This window comes from Mesorhizobium sp. M7A.F.Ca.US.006.04.2.1 (assembly GCF_004022915.1).
Lineage (GTDB): Bacteria > Pseudomonadota > Alphaproteobacteria > Rhizobiales > Rhizobiaceae > Mesorhizobium > Mesorhizobium ciceri.
In genome coordinates this window covers 1-920 of the sequence record NZ_RZQA01001405.1, presented here as the reverse complement: position 1 = coordinate 920, position 920 = coordinate 1, and the positions used below count along the sequence as shown (strand labels likewise).

The following is a 920-nucleotide window of genomic DNA, read 5'->3' as shown; positions in this document are numbered from 1 at the left end:
GATCTCGGCCGGGAACGACGGGTCGCTGGCCGCGGCAATCAGCGCGGTCATGTTGGAGCCGCGTCCCGAGATCAGGACAACGGTGCGTTTCCTCTGCGCGCTCATAGGCCGATCGAACCCCGATAGATGACGCCTGCGTCGCGGCGCGGCACGATGCGGCCGATCGGCGTCACCGTCTCGCCGGCTTCCTGTAGCACGGCCGCGACCTGCGCCGCCTGGCCGGACGCGACCGCCAGGATCATGCCGATGCCGCAATTGAAGGTGCGCATCATTTCTTCCGGCGCCACGCCGCCGGTCTTGGCCAGCCACGAAAACACGGGAGGAACGTCGATCGCCTCGAGGTCGAGCTCGGCCGAAAAATCCTTGGGCAGCACGCGGGGAATGTTTTCCGGGAAGCCGCCGCCGGTGATGTGGGCGAGCGCCTTGATACCATGCGTGTTGCGGATCGCCTTGAGAATCGACTTGACGTAGATGCGGGTCGGCTCGAGCAGTGCTTCGGCCAGAGTGGCCTCGTCGTTGAACGGTGCCGGATCGCTCCACGACAGGCCGCTGACGGCGACGATGCGGCGCACCAGCGAATAGCCGTTCGAGTGCAGGCCGGAGGAAGCCAGGCCCAGCAGCACGTCGCCTTCGACAATGTCATCGGTGGGCAGCAATTGGCCGCGTTCGGCGGCACCCACCGCAAAGCCGGCGAGGTCGTAGTCGTTGCCGTGATACATGCCGGGCATCTCGGCGGTCTCGCCGCCGATCAGCGCGCAGCCGGCCTGGCGGCAGCCCTCGGCAATGCCGCCGACGATCGCGGCACCCTGGTCGGGATCGAGCTTGCCGGTGGCGAAATAATCGAGGAAGAACAGCGGTTCGGCACCTTGCACGACGATGTCGTTGACGCACATGGCGACGAGGTCGATGCCGATCGTGTC

1 protein-coding gene and 1 pseudogene are annotated in these 920 nt (G+C 66.4%); both read right to left on the bottom strand.

What is annotated here, in order from left to right:
* Window positions 1-105, bottom strand: a pseudogene (locus tag EN925_RS41310) (phosphoribosylglycinamide formyltransferase); the annotation flags it as partial.
* Window positions 102-920 (bottom strand): phosphoribosylformylglycinamidine cyclo-ligase (purM, locus tag EN925_RS37660; RefSeq protein ID WP_128337453.1); only part of this gene is annotated, 819 nt, incomplete at its 5' end. The gene purM and the pseudogene EN925_RS41310, both read right to left, overlap by 4 nt.